Source organism: Streptomyces sp. NPDC093149 (assembly GCF_044754145.1).
Taxonomy (GTDB): Bacteria; Actinomycetota; Actinomycetes; order Streptomycetales; family Streptomycetaceae; genus Streptomyces.
This window is the reverse complement of record NZ_JBIVON010000002.1, coordinates 506,498-528,441: the sequence shown is the minus strand read 5'-3', so window position 1 is coordinate 528,441 and position 21,944 is coordinate 506,498. Positions and strand designations below refer to the sequence as shown.

The window sequence follows — 21,944 nt, the reverse complement described above, 5'->3', positions numbered from 1 at the left end:
CCTTCTAGGCCTTCTGGCATCCCGGGCACCAGAAGAGGTTGCGGGCGGCGAGATCGGCGGTGCGGATCTCGCCGCCACAGATGTGGCAGGCCTGCCGGGCCCTGCGGTACACGTACACCTCGCCGCCGTGGTCGTCGACCCGTGGCGGACGTCCCATCGCCTCCGGTGTGTGCTCGGGGCGGACCGTGTCGATCCGGTTGTTCCGCACGCCCTCGCGCATCAGCATCGCCAGGTCGGCCCAGATCGCGTCCCACTCCGCACGCCCGAGGTCCTTGCCCGGCCGGTACGGGTCGATCCCGTGCCGGAACAGCACCTCGGCCCGGTACACATTGCCGACCCCCGCGATGACCTTCTGGTCCATCAGCAGGGCCGCGACGGTGATCCGGCTGCGGGAGATGCGCCGCCACGCCCGCTCACCGTCCTCGTCGGTCCGCAGCGGGTCCGGGCCGAGCCGGTCGTGTATCGCGCGCTTCTCGGGGTCGGTGATCAGCGCACACGTGGTGGGGCCGCGCAGATCCGCGTGGTGGTCGTCGTTCACCAGGCGCAGCCGGACCGTGTCGGTGGGCGGCGGGGCCGGGGCCGTACCGAAGCCGAGCTTCCCGAAGAGGCCCAGGTGGATGTGGACCCAGCCGGCGGCCTCGAACCCGAGGAAGAGGTGCTTGCCGTGGGCGTCGACGCCGGTGAACGTCCGGCCGTCGAGCAGCGCGGCGCTGTCGGAGAACTTGCCCTGCGGGCTGCTCACCCGCACCGGCCGCCCGGCGAACCTGTCCCGGTGGTCCGCCGCGAGACGGTGGATCGTGTGTCCCTCGGGCACGACGGCTGCTCTCCTCGATGGCGTGCGGACGTGGTGACGTGTGCACATGGCTGTGCCGCCGGGGGTACCGGCGGCACAGGGACGGAAACCGGTCAGCCCTGCTGCGGGTGGTGGGCCGGGATCGGGGGGAGCTCGCCGGTCGTCTCGTACGCCGTGAGCATCTCGATCCGGCGGGTGTGACGCTCCTCACCCGAGTACGGGGTGGTGAGGAAGATCTCGACGAACTTGGTGGACTCCTCCACCGAGTGCATCCGGCCGCCGATGGCGACCACATTGGCGTTGTTGTGCTCGCGGCCCAGCGCGGCCGTCTGCTCGCTCCAGGCGAGTGCCGCGCGCACTCCCTTGACCTTGTTGGCGGCGATCTGCTCGCCGTTGCCGGAGCCGCCGATCACGATGCCGAGGCTGTCCGGGTCCGCGGCCGTCCTCTCGGCGGCACGCAGGCAGAACGGCGGGTAGTCGTCCTGGGCGTCGTAGATGTGGGGGCCACAGTCGACGGCCTCGTGGCCATGGGCCGTGAGCCACTCGACGAGGTGGTTCTTGAGTTCATAGCCGGCATGGTCCGAGCCGAGGTACACGCGCATGTTCCGAGTGTGGCACGAGCGTCGCCGGGTAGCCGTCATCGGGGTCGGGACCCTCCGGCCGACCCGCCCGACGGGCGGCGGGAGCCGTGTGCGGGCCTCCTGCGCGGGCGCCGTGTGGCCGACACCACTCGGTCAGATTCGGAAGAAGGGGTTCCGCTTTTGTGGTCCGGCGGGCTTCAATGCATCACTCGCCGCCGCACCCCACTCCGGCGGAGAGTCACGCACCGCGTGATCCGAGAACGTAAGGATTCGATCCATGACGTCGCAGACGACTCTGGCCGAGCCGGGCCACCAGCCCGAGCAGCCGGACCGGCCGAACGGGCCGGACACAACGGGCTCATCCGACGGACTCCAGGCAGGCCTCAAGAACCGCCATCTCTCGATGATCGCCATCGGCGGGGTGATCGGCGCGGGCCTCTTCGTCGGCTCCGGCGCCGGTATCGCCGCCGCGGGACCGGCCATCCTGCTGTCCTACGCCCTGGTCGGCCTGATGGTCGTCTTCGTGATGCGGATGCTCGGCGAGATGGCGGCGGCCCGCCCCAGCTCCGGCTCCTTCTCCGCCTACGCCGATCAGGCGCTGGGCCGCTGGGCCGGCTTCTCGATCGGCTGGCTGTACTGGTTCTTCTGGGTCGTGGTGCTCGCCGTCGAGGCGACGGCGGGTGCCAAGATCCTGGAGGGCTGGGTGCCGGGCGTCCCGCAGTGGGCGTGGGCACTGATCGTGATGGTCGTACTGACCGCGACGAACCTGGTCTCGGTCGGCTCGTACGGCGAGTTCGAGTTCTGGTTCGCCGGGATCAAGGTCGTGGCGATCGGCGCCTTCGTGGTCGTCGGACTGCTCGCCGTCTTCGGGGTGCTGCCCGGCTCGGACAACCCCGGCGCGGGGCTCGCACACCTCACCGACACCGGCGGGTTCTTCCCCCAGGGACCCGGCGCCATCCTCACCGGTGTGCTGATGGTCGTCTTCTCCTTCATGGGCAGCGAGATCGTCACGCTGGCGGCCGGCGAGTCCGAGAACCCGCAGCGCGCCGTCCAGAAGGCCACCAACAGCGTGATCTGGCGGATCGCCGTCTTCTACCTGGGCTCGATCTTCATCGTGCTCACCCTGCTGCCGTGGAACGACAAGTCGATCGTGAAGGACGGCAGCTACGTCGCCGCCCTCAACTCCATCGGCATTCCGCACGCCGGCCAGGTGATGAACGTCATCGTCCTCACCGCCGTGCTGTCCTGCCTCAACTCCGGCCTCTACACCGCCTCGCGGATGGCCTTCTCGCTCGGTGGCCGCGGGGACGCGCCCAAGGCCTTCGCGCGGGTGAACAAGCGGGGTGTGCCGCAGGCGGCGATCCTCTCGTCCGTCGTCTTCGGCTTCGTCGCCGTGTTCTTCAACTACCAGTGGCCCGACACCGTCTTCCAGTTCCTGCTGAACTCCTCCGGTGCGGTCGCCCTGTTCGTCTGGCTGGTCATCTGCTTCACGCAGCTGCGGATGCGCGGCATGATCCTGCGCGAGTCGCCGGAGAAGCTGGTCGTGCGGATGTGGCTCTTCCCGTATCTGACCTGGGCGACCATCGCGATGATCTCGTTCGTCCTCGTCTACATGCTGACCGACGACGGCGGACGCGAGCAGGTGCTGCTCTCCCTGCTCGTCGCGGCGCTGGTGGTGGCCATCTCGCTGGTACGTGAGGTCCGTCAGCGGAAGGCGCGCGCCTGAGGCCGTCGGCCGTATCCATACCTGACGGCAGATGTCAGGTATACGGGGGAGGCTCTCCGTCGTAACGCCACCGAGCGAACGACCGGAGAGCCTCCTCATGACATCCGCCCCCGCCCGTGTCCCCACCGGCTTCCAGACCGGCTTCACCGTCCGTCCCGACCTCGTCGTCGAGGCCGCCCGTGCCGAGGACGTACGGACCGCCGTGGCCGACGCCGCCGCGCGCGGCCTGCCCGTCCGCGTCCACGCCACCGGCCACGGGCTGTCCGGGGCCGTCGAGGGCGGGCTGCTGATCAGCACCCGCCGGATGGACTGCGTCGAGATCGACCCGGTGCGCCGCACCGCACGCATCGGCGCGGGCGTCACCTGGGGCCAGGTGATCGAGGCCGCCGCACCGCACGGGCTCGCCCCGCTGAACGGCTCCGCACCGGGCGTCGGCGCCGTCTCGTACACCCTCGGCGGCGGGCTCCCGATCCTGGCCAGGGAGTTCGGCTACGCCGCCGACCGGGTCCGCTCGCTCGACGTGGTGACCGCCGACGGCGTACTGCGCCACGTCTCCCCGCACAGCGAGCCCGAACTCTTCTGGGCGCTGCGCGGCGGCGGGCACCGGCTCGGTGTCGTGACCCGCATGGAGGTCGACCTGGTCGAGGTCGGGCGGCTGTACGGCGGGTCGATCGCCTTCGACGGGGACGGGGACGGGGTCGGCGACCGCGTGATCCGCCGCTATCTGGAATGGACCCGGACCGTGCCCGACACGCTGACGTCCTCACTGTCCGCGCTGCGGTTCCCCGACAGCCCCCGACTGCCGGAGCCGATGCGCGGCCGGTACGTGATCTCGGTGCGGGTCGCGTACACCGGCGAAACGGCCGGAGGCGAGCGGCTGGTCGCGCCGCTGCGGGCGATCGGCCCCGCGCTCACGGACTCGCTGCGGGAGATGCCGTACACCGACAGCCACACCATTCACAACGATCCACCGTTCCCGCACGCCTACTACGGCGACGCCGTGGTGCTCGGCGATCTGGACGCGGGGCGCGCCGTGCGCACGCTGGAGCTGACCGGGCCGAAGGCGCCGATGATGACCGTGGTCCAGCTCAACCACCTGGGCGGCGCGCTGGCCGCGCGGCCGGCCGTCGACAACGCGGTGCCGTACCGCGAGGCCGCATTCCTGCTGCGGCTGCTGTCGCCGCTCGACGGCACGGACGTGGCGTCGGTACGGGCCCTGTACACGGAGGTGGCCGGGGTGCTCGCCCCGCTCGCCCTGGGCCGTTCACTGAACTTCTCCTTCGGCGGCGGGGACCGCACCGAGGGATTCCACGACGCGCGGACACGGCAGAGGCTCGCCGGTCTGGTGTCGCGACACGACCCGGCGAGCCTCTTCGGAGGGAGCTACGGCATCAGCCGCGACGGCCGATGAGCTTCCAGGCCGCGGGCAGCGCGCCCATCGCCAGCGCCGCCTTCAGCGCGTCACCGAGCAGGAACGGCACCAGGCCGGCCGCGATCGCGGCGCTCGCCGACATGCCGGTGGCCAGTGCCAGGTACGGAACGCCGACCGCGTAGATGATCGCGGAGCCCAGCACCATCGTGCCCGCCGTGCGCAGCACGGAGCGGTCGCCGCCGCGGCGGGCGAGGCCGCCGACCACGGTGGCGGCGAGCAGCATGCCGAGGACGTAGCCGAACGAGGGGAAGCCCGCGCCGGAGGTGCCCTCGGAGAACCAGGGCATGCCCGCCATGCCGACGAGCGCGTACACGGCGAGGGAGAGGAAGCCGCGGCGGGCGCCGAGCGCGGTGCCGACGAGGAGCGCGGCGAAGGTCTGGCCGGTGACGGGGACCGGGGAGCCGGGCACCGGGACGGCGATCTGGGCGGCCATGCCGGTGAGCGCGGCACCACCGACGACCAGGGCCGCATCGACGGCGTAACGGTGCCTGGCGGCGGGCAGCAGGTCGGCGAGGACCGCTCCGGTACGGGCAGGGGCGGTGGCAGCAGTGCTCATCGGGACTCCGCGGGGTGAGGGCAGGTGGGGGACAGACTGAGGCCGACGTTAGCCCACGGGTTAACGCGCGATCACCGTCAGTGGCCCACAAAGCGACGGTTGAGGCATTGGTGGGGTTCACACAAAGGAGCTCACGCAATCACGCGGCGGCGTGATGCTCGTCACTGAGGTGAGGGCGGATCAGTTCGATTTCTGCGGGGAGGGGCGCCCGGGAAGGACTGTAGGTTCCCGCCAAAAGGAGGGTCGTCCGCGGGTCGTATCCCCGCCCGCCGGGGACCGCTCCCGCATCGCCCGGAGCCGCTTCCGGCCCGCCGGAGGCACGCGCCCGAACCGCCCGGGATCCCTCCCCGGCATCGGTGCGTGCCCGAATGTGCGCCTTGTGTGAGCATCGTGCCCGTAATGCGGACAGTGGTTCCCTGTGGGCGGAGTGCGTGCTCAGACTGTCCGCGCAGGTCCCCCACGCCCCCCACCACATGCGCTCCGTCCCCCCACGTCCCCCCACGTCCCCGCACGGCCCCCACGTGCGTCGTGGCTCCCCTACCGAACAGAGCTCGTCCATGTCTCGGAACACCGCGTCTCCCCCCACCGACTCCCCGGTCGCCGTCTCCGGCACCGGGGACGATTCGGCGCTCACCCACGGGCTCAAGCAGCGCCACCTCTCGATGATCGCCCTCGGTGGTGTCATCGGCGCCGGGCTCTTCGTCGGCTCGGGTGCGGGTATCGCCGCCGCGGGCCCGTCGATCGTCGTCGCGTACGCCGTCTCCGGGCTGCTGGTCATGCTCGTGATGCGGATGCTCGGCGAGATGTCCGCCGCGAACCCGGCCTCCGGTTCCTTCTCCGTCCACGCGGAGCGGGCGATCGGGCCGTGGGCGGGGTTCACCGTGGGCTGGGCGTTCTGGGTGCTGCTCTGTGTCGCCGTCGGCCTGGAGGGCATCGGTGCCGCGAAGATCGTCACCGGCTGGCTGCCCGGCACACCGGAGTGGGCCTGGGTCGCGCTGTTCATGGTGGTCTTCCTGGGCACGAACCTGGCCTCGGTGAAGAAGTTCGGCGAGTTCGAGTTCTGGTTCGCCACCCTCAAGGTCGTGGCGATCACCCTCTTCCTGGTGCTGGGCGTGCTGGCGATCCTGGGTGTGCTGCCGGGCACGGACGCCCCCGGCTCCACCAACCTCAGGGGCGAGGGCGGCTTCATGCCGAACGGCGCCGAGGGTCTGGTGATCGGGCTGCTCGCCTCCGTCTTCGCGTACGGCGGTCTGGAGACCGTCACCATCGCCGCGGCCGAGTCCGAGAACCCGGTGCGGGGCGTCGCGAGGGCCGTGCGGACGGCGATGTGGCGGATCGCGCTCTTCTACGTCGGCTCGATGGCCGTCGTCGTCACCCTGGTCCCGTGGGACGACCCGAAGGTCGTGGAGGTGGGCCCGTTCTACGCGGCTCTGAACCACCTCGGCATCAGCGGCGCGGCGGAGATCATGAACGTGGTCATCCTGGTCGCCCTGCTCTCCGCGATGAACGCCAACATCTACGGTGCCTCGCGCATGGCCTGTTCGCTGGTCGCCCGCGGCCAGGGTCCCAAGCGGCTCGGCAGGATCTCCTCGGGCGTCCCGCGCGCGGCCGTCCTGGTCTCGTCCGTGTTCGGCTTCCTGTGCGTACTGCTCAGCTACTGGCGGCCCGATGACGTCTTCCCGTGGCTGCTCAACATGATCGGCGCGGTGATCCTGGTCGTCTGGATCTTCATCGCCCTCTCCCAGCTGATCCTGCGCGACCGGCTGGAACGCGAGGCACCGGAGAAGCTGGTCGTACGGATGTGGCTCTTCCCGGTCCTGACGGTCGTGGCGCTCCTGGCCATGCTCGGCATCTTCGTCCTGATGCTGCGCCAGCCCGGCACGCGTGACCAGCTGATGGCGTCCGGCGCCCTGACCGTCGTACTGGCGGCGGTCGGTCTCGTACGGCAGCGGCGGTCCGCGGCCGTCAAGGGCTGACGTCGGGCACGCACGGCACGTTGAGGGAGAGCAGCGCACCGCCCTGCTCCCCGATCCGGATCTCGCTGACCGCACCGTTGCGCAATTGCGGGAAGACCCTGCGGTAGGCGCCCAGCGGAATCGACAGCAGTTCGCACAGCACGAGCCGGAGCAGGGTGTTGTGTGCGACGACGAGGACCCGCTGCCCCGGGTGTCCGTCCGCGATCCGGCGCAGCGCCATCGCCCCCCGGGCCGCCGCAGCCCGGGGGTCCTCGGCACCGGGGAAGGGGTGGGCCACCGGGTCCGCGCGGTACTGCCGGGCCCACTCCGGATCCCCGGCCGCGAACTCCGTCAGAGTGCGCCCCTCCACCTCGCCGAAATCGCATTCGCGCAGGTCGTATTCGCGCCGGGGCACGAGACCGAGCGCCCGGCACGCGGGCTCCGCGGTCTCGATCGCGCGCGTGACCGTCGAGGTCCAGATCGCGTCGACCGGGTGCCGGACCGCCCACTCGCCCAGCCGCTCGGCCTGGCGGCGCCCTTCGTCGGTGAGGGCGATGTCGCTGACCCCGGCGTAACGGTTCTCCGCGTGCCAGACGGTCTGGCCGTGGCGGACGAGCAGCAGGTCGGCCGGTCTCCCGGTCATGGCTTCTCCATTCGGGTACGAGGGGTCATGGCTTCTCCGTTCAGGTACGGGCGGGCCGGGGTGTCGCCGAACGACCAGGGGCGGAGCACGACCGATCCGATCGGGTCACGACGCCTGGGCCCGCGTACGGGCATGGGCGGCGACCTGGCCCGGGAGCCAGCCCCGTCGCTCCAGTTCGTCCACCAGCGTGAGGTACGGCTCGGTGTACCACGCCGTACGCACCGGATGCGGGTGCAGTACGTGCCGCAACCGCACCATCCGGCCCGCCGCCCCCTGCAGCGTGGTCGTGGCCCGCGCCCCGTACGCGGCGAGGACGGCCATGCCGAGCGCCGGCTCGCTGTACCGCGGGATGTACACGGGCCGGCCCAGGATGTCGGCGCGCAGCCGGCTCCAGTAGCCGCTGCGGACCGCGCCGCCGGTGAGGGTGAGCCGGTCGTACAGCTGGGCGCCGAGCAGGTCGAGGTAGTCGAGGCAGAGCCGTTCGACCAGGCCCACCCCGGTCAGCAGGGCGGCCCAGTGCTCGGCGTCGGTGGCGGGCTCGCCGAGCAGGAAGCCGGTGGCCTCCGGCGCGACGAAGGGGAAGCGCTCGCCCGGCGCGGCGAGGGGGTACGCGACCACGCGCGCGGGCTCGTACGCACGGGCCGACGCGTCCATCCGCGCCGGGTCCACGCCCGGGAAGGCGGCGGTCAGCGCCCCGCCGCCCGCCCCCGAGGCCCCGCCCGGAAGCCAGAGCCCGTCCGGCGCCCGGTGGTTGTAGACGACCCCGGACCGGTCCGCGACCGGCGACGAGGTGACCCCCTTCAAAACCAGCGTCGTACCGAGCACCGAATTCCAGGAGCCCACGGTGAGCGAACCGGAGGCGATCTGCGCCGCGCACCCGTCCGTCATCCCCGACACCAGGAGCGTGCCCGCCGGAATCCCGGTCTCCTCGGCCGCCGCCCGCCCCACCTCGCCGATCCGCCGGCCCGGCCGCACCACGTCCGGGAACAGCCCGTCGGGCAGGCCGAGCTTGCCGAACCTCCGCCGCGGCCAGGCGTCCCGTTCCAGGTCATAGCCGGTCTTCAGGGCATGACTGGAGTCGGTGGGCAGAGGAGTTCCGGCGAGCCGCGCCAGCACCAGGTCGGCCTGGTGCATGACCCGTACGCCCTCGCCCGCCCCTGCCCCGTACTCCTTCAGCAGCCACATCACCTTGGGCAGCGCCCAGCTCGGCGGGGTCCGGGCCGTGGCGGCCTCCGTCACGGCGCGCCCGTCGTCGTACATCACCCCCGGGGTCAGCGGTCGGCCGGTCCGGTCGCCGAGCAGAACGGTGCCGGAGGTGGCGCAGACGGCGAGCGCACGCGGCGCCGGGCAGTCGCGCAGCGCCTGGCGGCTGGCCGTGCAGACGGCCGTCCACCAGTCGAGGGGGCTCTGCTCGTGCCGCACCCCGTCGCGTCTGCCGGCGAGCGGGGCGGAGCCGCTGCCGAGGATCTCACCACGGTCCCCCGCCACCACCGCGCGGACGCTCTGCGTGCCGAGATCGATACCCATCCACATATCGGCCCTCCTTGTGAAGTTCTCACTCTGCACCGAGAATTTCCGTTGCGCGAGGGATTGACGGCCAACTTCTGTTGTTCCAAGCTCTGTTAACCAGTCGACTCGACGTGTGAACGGCATCGCTCCCCTCCCCCCATCTCCGGCCGGACCGTGGAGGTCACGGATGGACATGCACGCGCACGACCGGCGGCGGTTCCTCGCCATCGGCGCGGCGGCGGCCGCGTCCGCCACCCCGCTGCTCACCGCCTGCGGCGCGGGCTTCGGCGGTGACAACAGCAAGGGCGGCGGCTCCGCGGCCGACGACGTCACCGGTTCCTTCGACTGGAAGCGGGCCAAGGGCAGGACGGTCAAGGCACTGCTCAACAAGCATCCGTACACCGATGCCCTGATCGCCGATCTGAAGGCGTTCACCGAGAAGACCGGCATCAAGGTCGAGTACGACGTCTTCCCCGAGGACAACTACTTCGACAAGCTCACCGTCGACCTCTCCAGCGGGCGCGCCTCCTACGACGTCTTCATGCTCGGCGCGTACATGGTGTGGCAGTACGGCCCGCCGGGCTGGCTGGAGGATCTCGGCCCCTGGATGCGCAACTCCTCGGCGACGGGGGCCGAATGGGACCAGGCGGACTTCTTCCCCAACCTGCTCCGGGCGGACCAGTGGTCGCTGAAGGCGGGCGCTCCGCTCGGGCAGGGCGGGCAGTACGCGCTGCCGTGGGGCTGGGAGACCAATGTCGTCGCGTACAACACCGAGGTGTTCCAGAAGCTGGGCCTGAAGCCGGCCGAGACCTTCGACGAACTGCGCGAGGTGGCCGGGGCCATCACCCGCAGGGCGCCCGGGGCGGGCTTCGACGGGATGTACGGGGTCGCGGTGCGCGGCTCGCGCAGCTGGGCGACGATCCACCCGGGCTTCATGACGATGTACGCCCGCAACGGGCTGAAGGACTTCACCGTCGAGGGCGACGGGGTGAAGCCCGCGATGAACACCCCGGAGGCGATCGCGTTCACCCGGGACTGGGCGGAGATGGTCAAGAAGGGCGGGCCGCCGTCCTGGACCTCGTACACCTGGTACCAGTGCTCCAGCGACCTCGGTGCCGAGAAAGCGGGGATGCTCTTCGACGCGGACACCGCCGCCTACTTCCAGGCGGTGAAGGGGGCCTCCCCCGCCTCCGGGAAGATCGCCTTCCACCCCGGCCCCAAGGGCCCCGGCGGCTCGCTCGCCACGAACATGTGGATCTGGTCGCTCGGCATGAACGCCAGGAGCCGCAACAAGTCCGCGGCCTGGCTGTTCCTCCAGTGGGCGACCGGCAAGGAGCATCTGCGCAAGGGTGCGATCGAGCACAACCACATCGACCCGGTACGCAGGTCGGTCAGTCAGGACCCCGCGTACAAGGAGAAGATGCGGGCCGTCCCCGGCTTCATCGAGACGTTCGAGACGGTCGTCGACCAGACGAAGATCCAGTTCACTCCGCAGGAGCAGTTCTTCGACGCGACGACCAGCTGGGCCGCCGCGCTCCAGGAGATCTACGGCGGGAAGAACGCCTCGTCCGTGCTGAACTCACTGGCCGGCGATCTGGCGTCGAAGGCCGGCTGACCGATGTCCGGACGCGTGGCGCCCGTGCCGGAGACCGGTCACGGGGCGGCCTTCGGCACGGGGGCCGGTAAGCGGGCACAGCGGGCGGTTCCGGCGTGGCGCCGCTCGCTGCGGCCGTATCTGCTGATCGTGCCCGCGCTGCTGCTGACCGGCGGCATCCTCTATCCGTTCGGACTCGGCCTCTACTACACGGTGTTCGACTTCGCGGCGAGCAAACCGCGGCCGGACCTGGTCGGTATCGAGAACTACCGGCGGATCCTCACCCAGCCCTCGTTCTGGGACTCGGCGCGGGTGACGACGCTGTACGCGGTCGGCGCGGCGGCCGTCGAGACCGCGCTCGGGGTGGCCGTGGCCCTGCTGCTGCACCGGTCGAGCCTCGTCGGACGGGTCCTGGAGAAGCTCCTGATCCTGCCCCTGATGATCGCGCCGGTGATCGCCGCGATCATGTGGAAGCTGATGCTCCAGCCGTCGGTCGGCGTCGTCAACCATCTGCTCGAACCGTTCGGCCTCGGCGGTGTGCAGTGGACGGACACGCCGACGGGCGCGCTGCTGTCGTCGATCGCCGTGGACGTGTGGGTCTACACCCCGTTCGTCGCGATCCTCGCGCTGGCCGGACTGCGCTCGCTGCCCGCCTCGCCGTTCGAGGCGGCGGCGGTCGACGGGGCGGGCTGGTGGTTCACCTTCCGGCGCCTCACCCTGCCGATGCTGTGGCCGTACGTCCTGGTCGCCGTGATCTTCCGGTTCATGGACTCGCTGAAGGTCTTCGACATCATCTACGCGCTGACCGAGGGCGGCCCCGGCGACTCCACGATGGTCCTTCAGATCCGGGCCTATCTGGAGGCGATCCGCTTCCAGCGCTACTCGTTCGGGATCAGCTACATGATCGTGCTCTGGGCCGTGGTGTACCTGGTCACGATGGTGCTGGTGCGCTATCTGGGCCGGATCCAGAACCGGGCGGCGGAGGTGCCGCGATGAGGCACGGACGTACGGGGGACGGACGCGAAGGGGCCGCGCCGAGGCGCGGACGTACGAGCCACGGACGCAAGGGGGCCGCGACGAGGCGCAGGGTGCTCTCCGTCGCCGCCGACCTGGCGCTGATCCTCTACTTCGTCTTCGCGCTGTTCCCGGTCGCCTGGATGGTGATCCTGTCGCTGAAGCCGACGAACGAGCTGTTCAGTACGTACTTCTCGTTCACCCCGACCTTCGACTCCTACCGCACCGTGCTCGGCGCCGGGGGCGACCAGGGCGTGCCGTTCGTGCGGTTCTTCGTGAACAGCCTGGTCGTGTCGCTGGGCGCGGTCGCGCTCTCGCTGCTGATCGGGCTGCCCGCCGCGTACGCCGCCGCGCGGTGGCGGTTCCGCGGCTCGGAGAACCTGATGTTCACCCTGCTCTCGTTCCGCTTCGCCCCCGAACTCACCGTCATCATCCCGCTGTTCGTGCTCTACCAGAAGCTCGGGCTCTTCGACACGTATGTCGGCATGGTGTGGGTGCTGCAACTGGTGACCCTCCCGCTGATCGTCTGGATCATGCGGTCGTACTTCTCGGATCTCTCCCCCGAGCTGGAGCAGGCGGCGCTGCTGGACGGCTACACCCGCAAGCAGGCGTTCTTCAAGGTCGCGCTGCCGCTGGTGAGACCCGGCATCGCGGCCGTCTCGCTGCTGGCGTTCATCTTCGCGTGGAACAACTTCGTCTTCCCGCTGATCCTCACCTCGTCGGACGCCCAGACGGTGACGGTCGGCGCGCTGTCCTTCCTCGGCGGCGACCGGCCCAAGTACAACCTGACGGCCGCGGCGGCCCTGGTCTCGGTGGTCCCGCCGCTGCTGCTGGCGCTCACCATCCAGCGGTATCTGGTGCGCGGGCTGTCGTTCGGGGCGGTGAAGTCGTGACCGGCCCGGCGGCGATCACGCTGCGCGGGATCAGCAAGCGGTACGGGAGGAACAGCGCGCTCGACGGTCTGGACCTGGAGGTGGCCGAGGGCGAGTTCTTCTGCCTGCTCGGCCCGTCCGGCGCCGGGAAGACGACCACGCTCAAGACGATCGCCGGCCTGGAGGAGCCACAGGCCGGGACGGTCGAGCTGGGCGGGACGGACATGGCGGGCGTGGAGCCGTACGACCGGGGCGTGGCCATGTGTTTCGAGTCGTACGCCCTGTACCCGCACCGCACCGCGTACGACAATCTCGCCTCCCCGCTCCGCTCGCCGCGCCACCGCCTCCCCGCGCACGAGGCGCGCGAGCGGATCGGGGAGGTCGCCGAACTCCTCGGGATCGGCGCCCTGTTGGACCGTCCGGTGGGCAGGCTCTCCAACGGTCAGCGGCAGCGGGTGGCGCTCGGCCGGGTACTGGTCCGGCCGGCCCGCGCGTTCCTGCTCGACGAGCCGCTGTCGCATCTCGACGCGAAGCTGCGGCAGGCGATGCGCGCGGAGCTGAAGGCGATCGGCTCGGTCCGGAGCACGACCACGCTGTACGTCACCCACGACTCGGTGGAGGCGCTGGCGCTCGGGGACCGGATCGGGGTGATCAGCGACGGCCGCATGGTGCAGACCGGCACCCGCGAAGAGCTGTGGCACCGACCGTACGACACCTTCGTCGCCAAGTCCTTCGGCAGACCCCGGATCAATCTGCTGCCGGGCACGGTGACGGCCGAGGGGCGCTTCCGGTCGCCGGACGGGGCGTACGAGCTGCCGCTGAGGGTGCCCGCACCGCCCGGAACCGTGGTCCAACTGGGCGTACGGCCACGGGACATCCGGCTCCTGGGGCCCGGCGAGGGCCCGGGTGCGGTACCGGCCGGCACGTGCGAGGGCCTGGAGCTGACCGGAGTCGTCCACGTGACCGAGCTGCTGGGCCGCGCCACCGAGGTCACCGTCCGGATCGGCGGCCTGCGGCTGTCCCTCGTCGTCCCGCGCGCCGACGCGGCGGGCCTGAGCCCCGACCGTCCGGTCCGGCTCTCCGTACCGCCTGAGAGTCTGCTGCTGTTCGAGGCCGACCGGCCGGCACGTCCAGGACGAAGGATCAGCACGTGAGCAACGTTCCGCAGCGGGGCCCCGCCCCGCGCCAGGCATCCATAGCCGAGTACGTCCTCGCACAGGGCGAGGTGAGCGCCGCCGAGCTGGCGGAACGCTTCGACGTCAGCCTGATGACCATCCACCGGGATCTGGACGAGCTGGAACGGCAGGGCATCGTCCGCAAGTTCCGCGGCGGTGTCACCGCCCAGCCGTCCGGGGTCTTCGAGTCGAACGTCTCCTACCGGCTGAAGACGATGCGCGCCGAGAAGGCCGCCGTCGCCGAGCGGGCCCTGCGGCTCATAGAACCCGGCATGGCGGTGATGCTCGACGATTCGACGTCCACCCTGGAGATAGCGCGCAGGCTGCGCTCCATCACCCCGCTGACCGTCGTCACCAACTTCCTGGAGGCGATCAACCTGCTGTCGCAGGAGCGCGGCATCCATCTGATGGGGCTCGGCGGCGACTTCGATCCGCTGCACTCGTCCTTCCTCGGCGTCTCGTGCGTGGAGGCGGTGCAGTCGCTCCAGGTCGACATCTGCTTCACCTCCACCTCCGCGGTGTCCGGCGGTTACGCCTACCACCAGGAGCAGCACATCGTCTCCGTGAAGCGGGCGATGCTCGACTCGGCGAGCCGCAATGTGCTGCTGCTCGACCACTCCAAACTGGGCCGGGTCGCCCTGCACCGGCTCGCCCCGCTCTCCCGGTTCGATCTGCTGCTGGTCGACGACGGGGCGTCCGAACGGGACCTGCGCGAACTCGACGAGCACAAGGTGCCCTACGAGGTCTGCGGCACCGGCCGCGAGTCCGGAACGGGAGGCGGCGATGACGGATGACTGAACTGGTCCTGCGCGCACTGCGCAAGACCTACACCGGACGTGGCCGGGCCGCCGTCGAAGCGGTCCGCTCCCTCGACATCGCACTGCGCTCCGGCGAACTGCTGGGGCTGCTCGGCCCGTCCGGCTGCGGCAAGTCCACCACCCTGCGGATGATCGCCGGACTGGAGCCGGTCACCGGCGGCGACATCCTCATCGGCGGCTCGTCGGTGGTGGGGCTCCCCGCCCGGCGCCGCAACATCGGGGTGGCGTTCGAGAACTACGCCCTGTACCCGCCGCTGACGGTCGCGGAGAACCTCGGCTTCGGACTGGCCGCCCGGCGCCGGTACGGACGGGCCGAGATCCGCCGCCGGGTCGCCGACATGGCCGCACGCATCGGGATCACGGAACTGCTGGACGCCCGCCCCGCCGGGCTCTCCAGCGGCCAGAAGCAGCGGGTCGCCCTCGCCCGCGCCCTGATCCGTACCCCGGACGTGCTGCTGCTCGACGAGCCGCTGTCCCATCTGGACGCCGCCCAGCGCGACACCACCCGACGGGAGTTGAAGCGCATCCAGCGGGACAGCGGCCACACCACCATCCTCGTCACGCACGATCAGGAGGAGGCGCTGTCGCTCGCCGACCGGATCGCGGTGATGCGGGACGGCGAGATCCAGCAGCTCGGCACCCCCGAGGAGATCTACGACGCGCCGGTGAATCTGTTCGTCGCCGACTTCGTCGGGGAACCGGCGATCAATCTGCTGCCGGGGACGGCCGACGGGGCGGGCGGGGTGCGGCTCTCGGACTCCGTGCGCATCCCCGTACCGCACCGCCCTACGGCGGGACGCGCGGTGGTGCTCGGCATCCGCCCGGAGGACCTGCGCCTGGACGACACCGGTGCACGGGCCCGGGTCGCCGCCCATGAACCCCTGCTGGAATCCGGCATCGCCACGCTCTCGCTCGACGGGGTGGCGAAGCCCCTGGTCGCCGTGACCGGTCCGGAGGTACGGCTCGACCGGGACGACACCGTACGCATCACCGCCGATCCCCGGCACATCCATGTCTTCGACGCCCAGACAGGAGACGCTCTGCGATGAACCGCCCCTCGACGGTCCGCCCCGCAACGGTCCGCCCCACGACGAGAATTCTGGTCGCCGGTGACCATTTCGTCCGCAACTCCCTGATCGCCGAGGCCCTGCGGCACGCCCTCGGCCCTCTCGGTACGGAGCCCCGCCTCACCGAACTCACTCTTCCCTGGCCCCTGGAGCCCTTCGGCAAGGTAGCCGAGGTCGACGAGGCCAGCGACGCCGAGGACGCGCTGATCGCCGCGCTGGACGGGGTGGAGGTGTGCGTGACGCAGATGGGCCCGTTCACCGAGCGGGTGCTGGCCGCCGCACCGGATCTGCGGCTGGTCGTGGTCTGCCGGGGCGGCCCGGTCAACGTGAACGCGGCCGCGGCACGGGCCCGGGGGGTGCGGGTCTGCTTCGCGCCCGGCCGCAACGCGGCGGCGACCGCGGAGTTCACCGTGGGTCTGATCCTCTGCGCCCTGCGCCGCATCCCCGAGGCCCACCGCTCCCTCGCCGTCGACGGCCGCTGGGACGCCTCCCACTACACGTACGAGAACTGCGGGCTGGAGCTGGAGGACACCCCCGTCGGCCTGATCGGCTACGGGGCGGTGGGCAGCCGGGTCGCCCGGGTGCTCTCCGCGTTCGGCGCCGAGGTCGAGGTGTACGACCCGTATGTGCGCGGCGACGTCCACGGCATGCGCGCGCCTTCGCTGGAGGCGCTCCTGAACCGCTCCCGTGTCCTCACCCTGCACGCCAGGCTCACCCCGGAGACCCGGCACCTCGTCGGCGCCCGCGAGCTGGCCCTGCTGCCGCACGGCGCGGTTCTGGTCAACGCGGCCCGGGGCGGGCTGCTGGACACGGAGGCGCTGTGCGACGCCCTGGACTCGGGCCGGTTGCGGGCCGCGGCGCTGGACACGTACGAGCAGGAACCGCCCCCGGCCGGATCGCGGCTCTTTCGCACCCCGCATCTGCTGATGACCCCGCACGTGGCGGGCGCCAGCCGGGCCGTCGCTCAGAAGGCGGCCCGGATCGCCGCGGCCGAGGTGGCGCGCTATGTGCGGGACGAACCTCTCGCCCACGCGCTGTGAGGAGGGCCGGACCCATGACGAGATACATCGGCATCGACGTCGGCACATCCGTGGTGAAGGCCGCGGCCTTCGACCCGTACGGCCGCACACTGGCCGTCGAGTCCCGCCCCGTGGGACTCACGATCCACGACGGTTCCGTGGAACAGGACATGGACGAGGTGTACGGGGCGGTCCGCGAGGTCCTGGCCGCGCTGGGCTCCGACGGGGTCGCGTTCGCCGGTCTCACCGGGCAGGGCGACGGGGTCTGGCTGGTCGACGCGGCGGGCCGGCCGGTCCGTACGGCGATCTCCTGGATGGACGGCCGCGCCCATGAACTGGTCGACGCCTGGCAGGCGTCCGGTGTCTTCGGGGCGGTCTACCGGCGCACCGGCAGCGCGATGTTCCCGGGCTGTCCGGGCCCGGTGCTGGCCTGGCTCGACCGTCACGACCCGGCCTCGCTCGACGCGGCGACGACCGCGCTGTACTGCAAGGACATGGTGTTCCAGCGGCTGACCGGGGTGCGGGCCACGGACGTGTCCGACGCGTCGATGCCGTTCCTGGACCCGATGACCCGTACGTACTCGTCCGACGTCGTGGCCGCGCTCGGCCTCGACCACCGGGCCTCGCTCCTCGCCCCGGTCAGCGACCCGGTCGCCACCGCCGAACTCCCCTCCGGGGTAAGGATCTCCAACGGCCCGTACGATCTGCCGGCCTGTGCCCTCGGCGCGGGCGTCACCCGTCCCGGTGACGGTCTGCTGATCGTCGGCACCTGCCTGGCCGCCCTGGTGGCCACCGAGCGGCTCGATCTGGACGGCGAGCCCGCCGGTCTGCACATCTCCACCGACCGGCCCGGCCACTGGCTGCGCGCCATGCCCGCGATGGTCGGCACCGCCGCCCTCGACTGGGTCCTGAGCACCACCGGTGTGCGTCACACGGAGGTCGACTCCCTGCTCGCCGCCACCCCGCCCGGCGCGAACGGTGTCCGCGTACTCCCCTACTTCGCCCCGTCCGGCGAGCGCGCCCCGTTCGTCGAGCCACGCCTGCGCGCCGAACTCACCGGTGTGTCCCTGGAAACCACCCCGGCGGATCTGATCCGCGCGGTCTGCGAGGGCATCGGCTTCGCCGCCCGCCACTGCCTGGAGGCCGCGGGCCTCACCGGCTCCCTCGCCCTGTGCGGCGGCGGCACCCGCTCCCCCGCCTGGATGCGCCTGTTCGCGGATGTGCTGGGCCGGCCGGTCCGGATCGTGGAGGGCGAGGTCGGCGCGCGGGGCGCGGTGCTCGCGGCGGCGCGGCGCTTCGGGGCGCAGCTGGACATGGCCGCCTGGACGGCCCCGACGACGGTGGTCGAACCGGACCCGGCGCGGGCGTCGTTCTACGCGAAGGCGTACGGGGACCACCTGACCCGGCTCGCCGAGGCCCGTGCGCGGGCCCGCGCGTGACGACGTGTTCCCGGTGTCCGCGGGCACGGACGTCAGCTGTGGGGCTGGCCGAAGGTGGCGCTCGCGAGCACGGAGCCGTCCGGGTTGAGCAGGCGGACGCCGGTGACCGGCGATGTGCCGGCCGGGTAGGGCCCTGCCCAGGAGCCGTAGCCCTTGTGATTGAGGGTGAAGGAACCGACCCGGACGGTGGAGCCGTCGGCCCGTTGCAACTGGCAGCGGACGGTGCCGGAGTGCCCGTCGGCGTCCACCGCCGTGTACAGCCAGGGCGAGGTCCCGGTGTAGAGGTAGACCTGCCCGAACGACTCGCCCGCGTTGGCGAGTTCGGCGGTGAGCAGCTGAGGTTGTACCGGGGAGACGATGGGCGCGACCGGGGCCGGACGGCCGACGGACGCACCGAGCACCCAGCCGCCTCCGCCGAGGGCCAGACCCGCTGCCGCCGCCGCCGCGGCGAGGGCGAACCGCCGCCACTGCACGCGTCGGCGCGGGGGCCGCCCGGAGGCGAGTCCGAGCCGGTCGATCACCCTGTCCTCGAAGCCGACCGGTGGTTCGCTGCCCGGAACGAGGTCCAGCAGTGCGTCCGACGTGGCCGCGAGCTCGTGGAGGTGTTCGCGGCAGGCAGGACAGTGCTCCAGGTGTTCCATCGCCCCGGCCCTCTCCTCGGCGGGCAGCACGCCGAGCGCCAGTTCCGCGCCGATCTCCCGGAGCCGCTCACAGGTGAACCCGCCGTTGTCAGTCATGGTCCACCTGCCTGGTCGCGAGGGATGCCCGGACCTTGCCCATGGCCGCCCTTATCCGGGTCTTGGCGGTACCGAGCGGTATCTCCTCGAAGTCGGCGATCTGTTGAGCCGTCATCCCGTAGATACCGGCCATCACCAGGGCTCGTGCCTGTTCCCGTGGCAGTGAGCCGACCGCGCGGCGCAGTTCCTCCGCGGTCTCGGCGGAGAGCGCGTGCCGCTCCGGGGTGTCGGTGATGGTCTCCATCATGTTCTCCATGTCCGCGGGATCGACCGGGGTGGCCTTGCGCGAGCGGACGGCGTCGATCGCGAGGTTGTGCGCGATGGCCGCCAGCCAGGTGGGCACCGATCCCCGGCGCGGGTCGTAGACTTGAGCGTGTCGGCAGGCCCGCTCGAAGGTCTGCTGTGCGATGTCCTCGGCGAGCTGGACGTCGCCGACCACGGCGACGGCCACGCCGAAGACACGACGCTGGAACCGCCGGACGAAGGCCACGGCGATCTCGGGGTCGCCGGTCATGAGCCCGGCCAGCAGCGCTTCGTCGGGCACCCGCTCCAGGGGGATGCCAATCCTGCGCATACTCCTTACGTAACACGGGCCCGCGCGGATTGCCTGCCCCGGGCGGCCCCGGTGCGGTGGAAGGACTGGCCCGGAGCCCCGGCACACCCGCGCGGCGAGGACGACCGGAGGACCCGGGTCGGAAAAGTTTCCCGAAAGGGCAATCCCACGAGCGCTCCGGGGCGTATTCCGTGTGGAAGCCTCTTCAGGAGGAAAGCTCATGGCGATCTTCAGTCATCTCATCCCCGCAGAACGCCGTCACGGCATGAGGGACACGTCGCGGCGCTTCGACGACCACGGAAGGGACCGTCGTGGCCACGGTCGTGACGACCACGACCACGGTGACCATGGTGACCGTGGCCACCGCGATCACCGCTGGTGATCGCACGGAACGGCTGAGCGGGCCCGGGCTCTTGGCCCGCTCGGTCGGCAATCCTTGAGGAACGCGTCCTATGAGGCGTGTCTCGCTTCATGTGCTGCTGCGGCTGCTGTCGGTGGCCGATGGCCCCGACGCAGTCGTCGCCACCGCGCCGCCCGTGGCACCGCGTGAGGCTTTCCGGCGGTTCTGGCCCTATACCCGCGGCGGCCGGCGCCTGCTCGTTCCGGTACTCGTCCTCAGCATGGTCGGCCCCGTCGTCGACGGGGCCGAGATCTGGCTCTTCAAGATCGTGGTGGACGACGTCCTCGTGCCGCGCGATCTGCGTCCCTTCCTCTGGATCGCCCTGGCATACGCAGGGCTCATCATCTGCTCCGGCATCCTGGGATTCGCCGACGATGTGACGTCCACCTGGGTGGGCGAGCGTTTTCTGCTGGCCCTTCGGTCGGAGGTGTTCCGGCACGTACAGGGCCTCTCGCTCGGATTCTTCGAACGGCGGCGGCTGGGGGACGTGCTGTCGCGTATCACCGGCGATGTCGACGCGGTGGAGACGTTCCTCCTCTCGGGAGTGTCGGACGGCCTCTACTACGTGGTCCGGCTGGGCGTCTTCCTCGGTCTGCTGTTCTACCTGCGGTGGGATCTGACCCTCCTCGCCCTCGTCGTCGTGCCGCTCTTCTGGTGGGCGGCACGGCACTTCTCCCGGCTGATCAAGGCAACGTCGCGGGAGCGGCGGCGGCGCAGCGGTTCGCTCAGCGCGATCGCCGAGGAGTCGCTCGGCAACATCGCGCTGGTGCAGGCGTACAACCGGCAGGAGTCGGAGGCGCGCCGGTTCGAACGCGAGAGTGCGGGCAAGTTCCGCGCGGCGATGGCCTCGGCGCGCATCCGCGCCGTCTACGGCCCGATCGTCGAGATCATCGAGCTGGCCGGCGGGCTGGTCGTCATGGGCCTGGGCACGTGGAAGCTGGCCGAGGGTCAGCTCACGCTGGGCGGGCTGCTGGTCTTCCTCGCGCTGCTGGGCAATCTCTACGGTCCGATCCGGGACCTGTCCCACCTCACCAGCACGTTCTACGCGGCGTCCGCCTCCGCCGAGCGGATCATCGAATTGCTCGACCAGCGCCCCCAGGTCGTCGAAGCCGCCGACGCCCGCCGGACGGGGCGCGCCCGGGGCGACATCGAGTTCCGCGGCGTCTGCTTCCGCTATCCGGGTTCACCCCGATGGGCGCTCTGCGACGTGTCGTTCCACGTGACGCCCGGCACCACGCTGGCACTGGTCGGCGCGAGCGGTGCCGGTAAGTCCACGATCGGAAAGCTGCAACTGCGCTTCTACGACCCGGACCAGGGGGCGATCCTGCTCGACGGCACCGACCTGCGGGACCTCCGGCTGTCCGAGCTGCGCGAGAACGTGGCGGTGGTCCTCCAGGAGACACTGGTCTTCCACGGCACCGTACGGGAGAACATCGCCTACGGCCGCCCGGACGCGACAGAGGCGGACATCGTCGCGGCGGCCCGCGCCGCCGACGCCCACGACTTCGTCCAGCTGCTGCCCGAGGGCTACGACACCCTGGTGGGCCAGCGTGGCCGAACCCTGTCCGGCGGGCAGGCCCAGCGCCTCGCGATCGCCCGCGCGATGATCAGGGACGCACCCGTACTGCTCCTGGACGAGCCGACCACCGGCCTGGACGCCCGGTCGGGCCACCGGATCATGGAACCGCTGCGCCGGCTCATGGCCGGGCGGACCACCGTCGTCATCTCCCACAACCTGCTCACCGTCCGCGACGCCACCTCCACCGTGGTCCTGGACCGCGGCCGGGTCGTCGAGCACGGAACGCACGAGGAACTGCTCCAGCGCGGCGGGGCCTACGCCCGGCTCCACCGGCTGAACGAAGTGACCGGCGCCGCTCTCGCCGGCTCCCCGCCCGCGCGAAAGGTTCTGTCATGAACCGCGTCCCCGCACGAGCGGCCCCGCCCCTCGCGCCCGGAACGGAACCCGCGCCGGGGTACGCCACGATCCCCGAACCCACCGCCCTCGACGCGGCTCTGCCGCGGCAGCGGCGCCACGTCGGTCCTCACCGACCGGTCGGACGA

Annotated in this window: 20 protein-coding genes; 13 read left to right on the top strand and 7 right to left on the bottom strand. The window is 71.3% G+C overall.

The features are described 5' to 3' along the window. Positions 1-4 precede the first annotated feature (4 nt). Positions 5-814, bottom strand: coding sequence for an Fpg/Nei family DNA glycosylase (locus ACIQCZ_RS08885; RefSeq protein WP_402280840.1), 810 nt, complete (start codon positions 812-814; stop codon positions 5-7). A 92-nt stretch (positions 815-906) separates the two neighbouring features. Continuing rightward, the gene (locus tag ACIQCZ_RS08880; RefSeq protein WP_402280838.1) at positions 907-1,395 is read right to left on the bottom strand and encodes a ribose-5-phosphate isomerase; all 489 of its coding nucleotides are present in this window, start codon (positions 1,393-1,395) and stop codon (positions 907-909) included. Positions 1,396-1,651: 256 nt separating this feature from the next. On the opposite strand from ACIQCZ_RS08880, the gene ACIQCZ_RS08875 reads away from it, so the two are divergent. Continuing rightward, positions 1,652-3,100 (top strand): amino acid permease, encoded by a 1,449-nt coding sequence (locus ACIQCZ_RS08875; protein ID WP_376211379.1) that lies wholly within the window; start codon positions 1,652-1,654, stop codon positions 3,098-3,100. 97 nt (positions 3,101-3,197) lie between these two features. Beyond that, positions 3,198-4,511 carry an FAD-binding oxidoreductase gene (locus tag ACIQCZ_RS08870; protein WP_402280836.1) on the top strand — a complete coding sequence of 438 codons (1,314 nt, stop codon included), beginning with the start codon at positions 3,198-3,200 and terminating at the stop codon, positions 4,509-4,511. Here ACIQCZ_RS08870 and ACIQCZ_RS08865 read toward each other — a convergent pair. Beyond that, on the bottom strand, positions 4,492-5,088 hold the full coding sequence (locus tag ACIQCZ_RS08865) for a biotin transporter BioY (RefSeq protein WP_402280835.1): 597 nt from the start codon (positions 5,086-5,088) through the stop codon (positions 4,492-4,494). The genes ACIQCZ_RS08870 and ACIQCZ_RS08865 overlap by 20 nt on opposite strands. A gap of 557 nt (positions 5,089-5,645) precedes the next feature. Here ACIQCZ_RS08865 and ACIQCZ_RS08860 point away from each other — a divergent pair. Beyond that, positions 5,646-7,064 carry an amino acid permease gene (locus tag ACIQCZ_RS08860; protein ID WP_402280833.1) on the top strand — a complete coding sequence of 473 codons (1,419 nt, stop codon included), beginning with the start codon at positions 5,646-5,648 and terminating at the stop codon, positions 7,062-7,064. Here the strand turns inward: ACIQCZ_RS08860 and ACIQCZ_RS08855 are convergent. Both ACIQCZ_RS08855 and ACIQCZ_RS08850 read right to left on the bottom strand, forming a co-directional pair. Further along, a complete protein-coding gene (locus ACIQCZ_RS08855; RefSeq protein ID WP_402280832.1) occupies positions 7,054-7,686 on the bottom strand; it encodes a histidine phosphatase family protein in 633 nt (210 codons plus the stop codon). The genes ACIQCZ_RS08860 and ACIQCZ_RS08855 overlap by 11 nt on opposite strands. A 105-nt stretch (positions 7,687-7,791) precedes the next feature. Beyond that, the gene (locus ACIQCZ_RS08850) at positions 7,792-9,219 is read right to left on the bottom strand and encodes an FGGY-family carbohydrate kinase (protein WP_402280830.1); all 1,428 of its coding nucleotides are present in this window, start codon (positions 9,217-9,219) and stop codon (positions 7,792-7,794) included. 163 nt (positions 9,220-9,382) lie between these two features. Here ACIQCZ_RS08850 and ACIQCZ_RS08845 point away from each other — a divergent pair, with 163 nt between their 5' ends. From ACIQCZ_RS08845 to ACIQCZ_RS08810, 8 genes are read left to right on the top strand one after another with little or no spacing between them, the layout of a single operon-like run. After that, positions 9,383-10,810, top strand: coding sequence for an ABC transporter substrate-binding protein (locus ACIQCZ_RS08845; protein ID WP_402280828.1), 1,428 nt, complete (start codon positions 9,383-9,385; stop codon positions 10,808-10,810). Between the two features lie 3 nt (positions 10,811-10,813). Continuing rightward, the gene (locus ACIQCZ_RS08840; protein WP_402280826.1) at positions 10,814-11,785 is read left to right on the top strand and encodes a carbohydrate ABC transporter permease; all 972 of its coding nucleotides are present in this window, start codon (positions 10,814-10,816) and stop codon (positions 11,783-11,785) included. Beyond that, the gene (locus ACIQCZ_RS08835) at positions 11,782-12,696 is read left to right on the top strand and encodes a carbohydrate ABC transporter permease (protein WP_402280824.1); all 915 of its coding nucleotides are present in this window, start codon (positions 11,782-11,784) and stop codon (positions 12,694-12,696) included. The genes ACIQCZ_RS08840 and ACIQCZ_RS08835 overlap by 4 nt, the downstream gene beginning before the upstream one ends. Next, the gene (locus ACIQCZ_RS08830) at positions 12,693-13,829 is read left to right on the top strand and encodes an ABC transporter ATP-binding protein (protein ID WP_402280822.1); all 1,137 of its coding nucleotides are present in this window, start codon (positions 12,693-12,695) and stop codon (positions 13,827-13,829) included. The genes ACIQCZ_RS08835 and ACIQCZ_RS08830 overlap by 4 nt, the downstream gene beginning before the upstream one ends. Next, a complete protein-coding gene (locus ACIQCZ_RS08825; protein ID WP_402280820.1) occupies positions 13,826-14,644 on the top strand; it encodes a DeoR/GlpR family DNA-binding transcription regulator in 819 nt (272 codons plus the stop codon). The genes ACIQCZ_RS08830 and ACIQCZ_RS08825 overlap by 4 nt, the downstream gene beginning before the upstream one ends. Further along, the gene (locus tag ACIQCZ_RS08820) at positions 14,641-15,717 is read left to right on the top strand and encodes an ABC transporter ATP-binding protein (RefSeq protein ID WP_402280818.1); all 1,077 of its coding nucleotides are present in this window, start codon (positions 14,641-14,643) and stop codon (positions 15,715-15,717) included. Before ACIQCZ_RS08825 ends, ACIQCZ_RS08820 begins: the two co-directional genes overlap by 4 nt. Next, on the top strand, positions 15,714-16,775 hold the full coding sequence (locus tag ACIQCZ_RS08815; RefSeq protein ID WP_402280817.1) for an NAD(P)-dependent oxidoreductase: 1,062 nt from the start codon (positions 15,714-15,716) through the stop codon (positions 16,773-16,775). Before ACIQCZ_RS08820 ends, ACIQCZ_RS08815 begins: the two co-directional genes overlap by 4 nt. A 14-nt stretch (positions 16,776-16,789) precedes the next feature. After that, positions 16,790-18,193, top strand: coding sequence for an FGGY family carbohydrate kinase (locus ACIQCZ_RS08810; protein WP_402280815.1), 1,404 nt, complete (start codon positions 16,790-16,792; stop codon positions 18,191-18,193). Between the two features lie 32 nt (positions 18,194-18,225). Here the strand turns inward: ACIQCZ_RS08810 and ACIQCZ_RS08805 are convergent, their stop codons facing one another. After that, the gene (locus ACIQCZ_RS08805) at positions 18,226-18,930 is read right to left on the bottom strand and encodes an anti-sigma factor family protein (RefSeq protein WP_402280814.1); all 705 of its coding nucleotides are present in this window, start codon (positions 18,928-18,930) and stop codon (positions 18,226-18,228) included. Beyond that, the gene (locus ACIQCZ_RS08800) at positions 18,923-19,504 is read right to left on the bottom strand and encodes an RNA polymerase sigma factor (protein ID WP_402280813.1); all 582 of its coding nucleotides are present in this window, start codon (positions 19,502-19,504) and stop codon (positions 18,923-18,925) included. Before ACIQCZ_RS08800 ends, ACIQCZ_RS08805 begins: the two co-directional genes overlap by 8 nt. A 290-nt stretch (positions 19,505-19,794) precedes the next feature. Here ACIQCZ_RS08800 and ACIQCZ_RS08795 point away from each other — a divergent pair, with 290 nt between their 5' ends. Together ACIQCZ_RS08795 and ACIQCZ_RS08790 are read left to right on the top strand one after the other, a co-directional pair. Continuing rightward, the gene (locus ACIQCZ_RS08795; protein ID WP_402280812.1) at positions 19,795-19,923 is read left to right on the top strand and encodes a hypothetical protein; all 129 of its coding nucleotides are present in this window, start codon (positions 19,795-19,797) and stop codon (positions 19,921-19,923) included. A gap of 12 nt (positions 19,924-19,935) precedes the next feature. Next, positions 19,936-21,798, top strand: a complete 1,863-nt coding sequence (locus ACIQCZ_RS08790) for an ABC transporter ATP-binding protein (RefSeq protein WP_402280811.1) — start codon at positions 19,936-19,938, stop codon at positions 21,796-21,798. The last annotated feature ends 146 nt before the right edge of the window (positions 21,799-21,944 follow it).